General features: G+C 68.6%; 8 protein-coding genes. 6 read left to right on the top strand and 2 right to left on the bottom strand.

Annotated elements, in window-relative coordinates; genetic code table 11:
* The first annotated feature begins 100 nt into the window (after positions 1-100).
* Genes zwf through pgl form a run of 3 tightly spaced genes read left to right on the top strand, consistent with a single transcriptional unit; the run spans position 101 to position 3368 of the window.
* Complete coding sequence (zwf, locus tag ACNPM4_RS09965; protein WP_029261747.1) at positions 101-1651, top strand: glucose-6-phosphate dehydrogenase; 1551 nt, start codon at positions 101-103, stop codon at positions 1649-1651.
* Positions 1648-2583, top strand: coding sequence for a glucose-6-phosphate dehydrogenase assembly protein OpcA (locus ACNPM4_RS09960; RefSeq protein WP_029261746.1), 936 nt, complete (start codon positions 1648-1650; stop codon positions 2581-2583). Before zwf ends, ACNPM4_RS09960 begins: the two co-directional genes overlap by 4 nt.
* 5 nt (positions 2584-2588) lie before the next feature.
* Positions 2589-3368, top strand: a complete 780-nt coding sequence (gene pgl / locus ACNPM4_RS09955) for a 6-phosphogluconolactonase (RefSeq protein ID WP_029261745.1) — start codon at positions 2589-2591, stop codon at positions 3366-3368.
* 33 nt (positions 3369-3401) lie between these two features.
* Here the strand turns inward: pgl and ACNPM4_RS09950 are convergent, their stop codons facing one another.
* Positions 3402-4505, bottom strand: a complete 1104-nt coding sequence (locus ACNPM4_RS09950; RefSeq protein WP_448985555.1) for a DMT family transporter — start codon at positions 4503-4505, stop codon at positions 3402-3404.
* Between the two features lie 61 nt (positions 4506-4566).
* Here ACNPM4_RS09950 and def point away from each other — a divergent pair, with 61 nt between their 5' ends.
* On the top strand, positions 4567-5133 hold the full coding sequence (gene def, locus ACNPM4_RS09945; protein WP_105710086.1) for a peptide deformylase: 567 nt from the start codon (positions 4567-4569) through the stop codon (positions 5131-5133).
* A 51-nt stretch (positions 5134-5184) separates the two neighbouring features.
* Positions 5185-5673, top strand: coding sequence for a hypothetical protein (locus ACNPM4_RS09940; RefSeq protein WP_448985547.1), 489 nt, complete (start codon positions 5185-5187; stop codon positions 5671-5673).
* Positions 5674-5692: 19 nt separating this feature from the next.
* On the opposite strand, the gene ACNPM4_RS09935 is transcribed toward ACNPM4_RS09940, so the two are convergent.
* The gene (locus ACNPM4_RS09935; RefSeq protein WP_105710088.1) at positions 5693-7111 is read right to left on the bottom strand and encodes a PucR family transcriptional regulator; all 1419 of its coding nucleotides are present in this window, start codon (positions 7109-7111) and stop codon (positions 5693-5695) included.
* A 116-nt stretch (positions 7112-7227) separates the two neighbouring features.
* Between ACNPM4_RS09935 and ACNPM4_RS09930 the strand changes: the two genes are divergently transcribed.
* On the top strand, positions 7228-7527 hold a 300-nt coding region (locus ACNPM4_RS09930), incomplete at its 3' end, for an alcohol dehydrogenase catalytic domain-containing protein (protein ID WP_448985546.1).

The raw sequence follows: 7527 nt of genomic DNA, 5'->3' as shown, positions 1-7527 counted from the left end.
GGGCCCCCCGGTCGTCACGCTGACGATCACCGAGTCCTCGGACGACGTGCTCGCCCTCTTCGAAGCCGCACAGAAGTAACAGCAGGAGAATCCCCCACCCATGTCTGTTCCCATCTCGCGCGGGCACAACCCGCTGCGTGACCCCGATGACCGTCGTCTCAACCGGATCGCGGGGCCCAGCGCTCTCGTGATCTTCGGCGTCACCGGAGACCTGTCACGCAAGAAGCTGATGCCCGCGGTCTACGATCTCGCCAACCGCGGTCTGCTCCCGCCGGGGTTCGCCCTGGTCGGGTTCGCTCGCCGCGACTGGGAGGACCAGGACTTCGCCCAGGTCGTCTACGACGCGGTCAAGGAGCACGCCCGCACCCCGTTCCGCGAGGAGACGTGGACGCAGCTGCTCCAGGGCATCCGGTTCGTCTCCGGCGAGTTCGACAACCCCGACTCGTTCCGCAAGCTCCGCGAGACCATCGAGAAGCTCGACGTGGAACGCGGCACGATGGGGAACCACGCGTTCTACCTGTCGATCCCGCCGAAGGACTTCCCGCTCGTCGCGAAGCAGCTGAAGGATTCGGGTCTCGTCGGCGAGAACAGCGATGATGACGAACGCTGGCGTCGCGTCGTGATCGAGAAGCCGTTCGGGCATGACCTCGAATCCGCCCGTGCGCTCAACGCGGCGCTCGAGGTCGCGTTCCCCGCGGACTCGATCTTCCGCATCGACCACTACCTGGGCAAGGAGACGGTCCAGAACATCCTGGCGCTGCGCTTCGCGAACGAGCTGTACGAGCCGATCTGGAACCGCAACTACGTCGACCATGTGCAGATCACGATGGCCGAGGACATCGGCGTCGGCGGTCGCGCCGGGTACTACGACGGTATCGGCGCCGCGCGCGACGTGATCCAGAACCACCTGCTGCAGCTGCTCGCGCTCACCGCGATGGAGGAGCCCATCAGCCTCTCGGCGGAGCACCTGCGTGCCGAGAAGGAGAAGGTGCTCGCCGCGGTGCACGTGCCGGACGACCTCTCCCTCGCCACGGCTCGCGGCCAGTACGCGGGCGGGTGGCAGGGCGGCGACAAGGTCACCGGCTTCCTGGATGAGGAGGGCATGAACCCCGACTCCACCACCGAGACGTATGCGGCCATCAAGCTCGAGATCGACACCCGCCGATGGGCCGACGTGCCGTTCTACCTGCGGACCGGCAAGCGTCTCGGACGCCGCGTGACCGAGATCGCCGTGGTCTTCAAGCGGGCTCCGCAGCACCTGTTCGGGCGTGGCAACGCCTCGGAGCTCGGGCAGAACGCGCTCGTCATCCGTGTGCAGCCCGATGAGGGTGTGACGATCCGCTTCGGATCCAAGGTGCCCGGCAGCGGGAGCAACGTGCGCGACGTCACGATGGACTTCGGCTACGGCCACGCCTTCACCGAGGCGAGCCCCGAGGCCTACGAGCGTCTGATCCTCGACGTCCTCCTGGGCGACCCGCCGCTGTTCCCGCGGCACGAGGAGGTCGAGCTCTCCTGGAAGATCCTCGACCCCGTGGAGAAGTACTGGGCGGCCGTCGGCGGTCCGGTGGAGCAGTACGCTCCGGGCTCGTGGGGTCCGGCATCCGCCGACGACCTGCTGGCCCGCGACGGACGAGTCTGGAGACGCCCGTGATCATCGACCTTCCCGACACGACCGTCAGTCAGGTCGCCAAGCAGCTCGTCAAGGTACGCGAAGAGGGCGGCGCCGTCGCCCTCGGCCGTGTGCTCACCCTGGTCATCGCCGCCCGCAACGGTGTCGCCGAAGCGGCCATCGATGCGGCCAACGACGCATCGCGTGAACACCCCATGCGCGTCATCGTCATCACCACGGGCGACGGCGATTCCCGCCTCGATGCCCAGATCCGCGTGGGCGGCGACGCCGGCGCGAGCGAGGTCGTCGTGCTGCGTGCCTACGGGGACGCCGCGAGCAACGAAGAGAGCCTGATCACCGGTCTCCTCCTGCCCGACGCTCCCGTGGTCGCCTGGTGGCCGGAGGATGCTCCGACCTCGCCGTCGACGTCACCGCTCGGCCGCATCGCCCAGCGCCGCATCACCGATGCCGCCACCTCGCCCGACGTGCGCGATCGGCTCGCGCTGCTCGGACGCACCCACGCCCCCGGAGACACGGACCTCGCCTGGACGCGTCTGACGCACTGGCGGGAGCAGCTGGCCGCTGTGCTCGATCAGCCGCCGTACGAGCCCATCACGGGTGTCGAGGTGCGCGGTGGGTCGGCTTCTCCGTCGACCGCGCTGCTCGCCGCCTGGCTGCAGATGGCTCTGGGCGTTCGCGTGCGCTGGTCGTATGAGAACCCCGAGCACTGGCAGGAGGGCATCAAGTCGGTCCGTCTGACCCGCGCCTCCGGCGACATCCTGCTCGAGCGGCCCTCGCCCGGCATCGCCATCCTCACGCAGCCGGATCAGCCGAACCACGACCTCCACCTGCCGCGCCGCACGCTCCGCGAATGCCTCGCGGAGGAGCTGCGCAGGCTCGACCCCGATGTCCTGTACGGTCGAGTCATCACCGAGGGCTGGGAGAAACTGGGTCCGCCCGAGACTGGAGAGTGACGTCGATGCCGGTATCGTCCGCAGAGAAGCGGGTCGTGGTGGAATCCACCCCCGCCGCCCTCGCCGCCCGAGTAGCAGACCGTTTCCTCACGCGTGTTCGCGCGCGTACACGGAACGGTCGAGTCGCCCACATCGCCCTCACGGGAGGTTCGATGGGTGGTGCCGTGCTGCGCGCCGCGGCGGACGATCCGCGATCGGCCGCGATCGACTGGTCGCTGGTGCATTTCTGGTGGGGTGACGAGAGGTACGTGCCGCGAGACGACGCGGACAGGAACTCCCTGCAGTCGCGCCGGGCTCTCCTCGACCACATCCCCGTGCCCACCGAGAACGTGCACGAGGTGGCGGGGCCCGAGACCGGACTCACGCTCGACGAGTCGGCCGCGGCCTACGCCGCCGAGCTCGCCCGTTTCGGCACCGACGAGCACCCGTGGCCCTCTTTCGCCGTCTGTTTCCTGGGGGTCGGACCGGACGGACACATCGCCTCCCTCTTCCCGGATCGCGAGGAGGTCACGGTCACCGACGCCGCTGTGCTCGCCGTCCGTGATTCTCCGAAGCCCCCGCCCGAGCGCGTCACGCTCACGCGCCCGGTGCTCAACTCGTCGAAGCGGGTGTGGCTCGTGCTCACCGGCGCCGACAAGGCCTCGGCCCTCGGACTCGCCCTCGCCGGTGCGAGCTACACGAGCGTGCCGGCTGCCGGCGCCAAGGGGCGCAAGCGCACCGTGTTCTTCGTGGATGAGGCCGCCGCTTCCGAGGTCTCACCCGACCTCATCGATCAGGCGTACTGACCGGCGCGTCACTCACGGTCCTCACTCCTGCAGCTACTGCTGCTCGGTGGGACCGGAGCGCCGCGGTGGAAGGTCGCCGTCATCCGGGCTCTCGGAGCTCTCCGGACGTTCACGTTCCGTCGCGTCGACGGCCGTCGTCTGCGAGGAGGAGGCTTCTGCGGACGCCCCCTGCCCCGTCGGCGTGCTCCCACGCTCGATTCCCAGCTCCTGGCTGTCGCTGAGCACCTGTGGGTGGTAGCGGGCGAGACCCACCACTCCCCACACGGCGATGGCTCCGGCGATCGCGAAGATCACCATGACCCACGGCGGTGCGGCCGCGGCCTCGCCGAGAACGACCATGCCGATCAGAACCGCGACGAGCGGATCGACGACCGTGAGTCCGGCGATCACCAGGTCGGGCGGACCCGAGCTGTACGCGGTCTGCACGAAGTAGCCGCCGACCGCAGCCGCGGCGAGGAGCGCGAGGACGCAGATCGCGGTGATCCACTCGAACTGACCGGCCTCGATGCGCTTGATGATGACCTTGGCGAGGGTGGCGACGAAGCCGTAGAGCACGCCGGCGCCGACCACGTAGAACAGCGCCCGCATGCGGTGACGGAGTATCAGCCAGCAGGCGCCGAGGATGATGATGACCACCAGCAGGAGGGCGAGGATCACGAAGAGCTCGCGCTCGGTGACCTCCTGCTCCGTCGCGTAGATCGCGGCGAAGAAGACGAACAGGAAGATGCCGCCGACACAGCAGGCTATGGCTGTGAGCGATTGTCTCGTCGGACTGTGACCGGAGACTCTCGCGTTCAGAAGCGTCGTGATGACGAGCGCGATGGCACCGAGCGGCTGCACGACGATCAGCGGCGCCTGGACGAGGGCCGCGAGCTGACAGACCACCGCGAGGCCGAGCATGAGCGTTCCGACGAGCCAGGAGGGCCGTGTGAGCAGTCGTTTCAGCTGGTCGAAACTCAGCCCCGATGCCCCATCGGCGCCGCTGAGACGCTCGACCTTCTCGACTCCCCGGTGCTGGTATTGCGCGCCGAGCGACATGAAGACCGCTCCGGCGAGGGCCAGGGGGATCCCGAGGAGGATGCCAGGGTTCTGGAAGGCTCCCACGAGCTGATCGCCGACCTGTTCGGCCCCGTTCATCCACACCCCAGCAGTCACGGTACGAGCCTACCGGGCGAGCGCCGCGGACTAGGGTTGTGACGTGGCTGTACTTCCGATTCGCATCATGGGCGACCCCGTCCTGCACTCCCCCGCATCCCCCGTCGACGAGATCACCGACGACATCCGCACGCTCGTCGCCGACATGTTCGAGACGATGGACACCGCTCCGGGCGTCGGGCTGGCGGCGCCGCAGGTCGGCGTGCCCCTGCGCATCTATACCTACGCCTACGTGGACGACGACGATCAGCCCTGGCGCGGCGTGCTCATCAACCCTGAGCTGTGGATGGTGCCGCTCGAACCGGGCGACCCCGACCCCGACCTCGAATCCGAGGGCTGCCTCTCGTTCCCCGGTGAACGTTTCCCCCTGCGTCGCTCGGAGCGGGTGCACGTGACGGCGACGGATCTGGACGGCCGACCGGTCACGATCGACGTGGACGGATGGCGTGCCCGGATCATGCAGCACGAGTTCGATCACCTCGACGGCATCCTCTATGTGGATCGTCTCTCCGACGGCGATTGGAAGACGGTGCAGAAGATCGCACGCAAGCGCGGATGGGGACGTCCGGGGGCGAGCTGGATGCCCGGTGTTGACGACCTCGAGGGCTGAGCCGCAGCACGAGTGGAGATCGTGTCCCCGAAGGCACGAAGGAAGACCAACATGAAGCTGTACGAACGACCGTCTCTGCTGTTCGCCGCGTGCGCCCTGACGCTCGCGGTCGCCCTGACCGGCTGCGGGGCCGCTGAGCCCTCTCCTGAGCGCAGTGCGACCGGCGACGGCGCTGGTGTCGCGAAGGTCGAGACGCCCACGGTGACGGTCGGCGACTGTCGCCTCGAAGCCGCCAGCGGCCTGCCCGAACACGCCGAAGTCGTCCCGTGCGCCGAGCGGCATGACGAAGAGGTCTTCCACGAGATCGAGATGCCCGACGGCGCCTTCTCGCAGCAGGCGGTCGAGGCAGCCTCCGCCGAGTGCGTCGGGGATGCGTTCACGGCCTTCGTCGGAGTGCAGCGGGAGGCGTCCGCGCTCGGTGTGTACCCGGTCCCCCCGGCGGAAGAGACGTGGGACCAGCCCGACGGGCGCACCGTCTACTGCGTGCTGTTCGATCCGGCCGGACAGATCGAAGGAACGCTGGAGGGCGCCGCGCGCTGAGCGAACGGTCCGGTGACTCTCAGCCGTCCGACGCGCGCAGCGCGAGCCACGCGGCGACACGATCGTCCGGATCGGCCAACGACAGCCCGATCAGATCCTCGATCCGTCGGATGCGAGCGGTCAGGGTCTGCCGGTGGATCCGCAGGCGGCTGGCACTCTCGCCCCATGCACTGTTCGTGGCGAGGAAGACCCGCAGCGTCTCGATGAGTTCCGTCCCTTGATCCCCCGAACGGAGCGGATCGAGCAGTCGGCCGACCCTGCCCACCTGCTCCCGATCGAGTTGCCCGAGCACGAAGGACACGGTCGGGATCGCGGTGTAGCGGACCACACGTTCGCCACCGGCACGAGCCGCTTCGCACGCCTGGCGGGACTCGTCGACGCTCCGGGCAAGTGCGTCCGTGCCGGCCGGGCGTCCGAGGCCGAGGTACAGCGTCGAGGCGAAGGCCTCCACTCGGTGCGCGATCTCTTCCACGTGCTCTTCCCGCAACAGGCCCTGGATGAGTCCGCGCTGCGATGTGAAGACGTGCTCGGCGCCCAGCTCGTCCAGCCACAGTGCGAGTAGATGCTCGACGTCGACGCCGCTCGTGCGGGACGCCAGAGCGAATCCCACGAGAGTCCGCTCGTGCACACCCCAGCGGCGGAGGAGGCGCGTCGCACGGTCTCCGCCCTCGAGAACCGTCTCGAGCATCATCGATCGACCGAGACGCTCGAGATGGCTGCTGTCGCGCGTCCTCATGAGCAGATCGAGCAGCGCAGCGGCTTGCGAGCTGAGTTCCCGGCCCCGACCGGAGCTGTCGTTGCGCGGGGCGGTGACGAGCTGCGCGGTGACGTCCTGTCCGGGGCCCACGGGATGAACCTGCAGTGCTCGATGACGCACGCGGACGGGCCGGCCGATCGCGACGGCGATCGCGTCGTCGATGTGCAGGCTCCCCGCACCGGCGGTCGTGATCACCTCGCCGTGCCGGTCGAGGAGCACGGCCCATCCGTCGATCCGGTGTGCGAGTTCGGCGATGACGCCTGTGATCCCGCTGCGTCGAGCCGCGAGCGTGAGAACCCGCATCGCCGAGGTGATCGCTCTGGCCTCCGCGGCCTGGTCGACGGCGAGGAGGGCCGTGAGCCGGGGCATGAGCAGTTCCTGCGATGTGTGCGCCCCCACGATCGCGGTGATCCGCGCTGCGGAGAGCACCTGACGCAGCGGAGGTGTGTCGACGCTCGTGACGAGCACGATGTCGCGCAGGAGCGTGGCGCGTTCCGGATCGTCGACGAGCGCGAGGATGGGCTTCTCGTCCGTCGTCACGAGTGTCGTGAAGAGCCGGTCGGTCGGGATGCCGAACGCGTCGATCGCGACCACCGAGTTCACGTGTCGGGTGCTCGGGACCTCGCCCTGCAGGAGTTCGCCGTCGAGGTACCGCGCTACGGAGACGACGTCACGAACCATATCTCGATCATACGAAATGTCGAGTGCAGGCATTTCCATTCACACATTTGTCGGATGCTCCGACCGGGCGCGCTCTCCTAGCATCGTGCGCATCCCCTCTCCACCCGAAGGATGTCATGAAAGCTGTTGTCTTCCGCGATCCGCAGTCACCGATCGAGTTCATCGACGTCGACCTCGCGCCCCCGCGCGCCGGCGAGGTCCGCGTGCGAATCGCGGCCGCCGGCGTCTGCCACTCCGACCTGCACGTGAAGCGCGGCGAGTGGGATGCCGCTGCTCCCCTGGTCATGGGCCACGAAGGATCCGGCGTCGTCACCGAACTCGGTGAAGGCGTGAACACGCTCGCCGTGGGCGATCACGTCGTGCTGAGCTGGGTGCCGCCGTGCGGCGAGTGCCGCTACTGCCGCGCCGGTCACGAG

This window comes from Microbacterium umsixpiens (genome assembly GCF_053543675.1).
The sequence above is the reverse complement of the archived record's forward strand: the minus strand, read 5'-3'. Positions and strand labels throughout refer to the sequence as shown.

Coding starts and splice junctions, on each gene's coding strand:
- zwf (WP_029261747.1), top strand. CDS start 101: ATGTCTGTTCCCATCTCGCGCGGGCACAACCCGCTGCGTGACCCCGAT.
- ACNPM4_RS09935 (WP_105710088.1), bottom strand. CDS start 7,111: ATGGTTCGTGACGTCGTCTCCGTAGCGCGGTACCTCGACGGCGAACTC.
- ACNPM4_RS09950 (WP_448985555.1), bottom strand. CDS start 4,505: ATGAACGGGGCCGAACAGGTCGGCGATCAGCTCGTGGGAGCCTTCCAG.
- pgl (WP_029261745.1), top strand. CDS start 2,589: ATGCCGGTATCGTCCGCAGAGAAGCGGGTCGTGGTGGAATCCACCCCC.
- ACNPM4_RS09940 (WP_448985547.1), top strand. CDS start 5,185: ATGAAGCTGTACGAACGACCGTCTCTGCTGTTCGCCGCGTGCGCCCTG.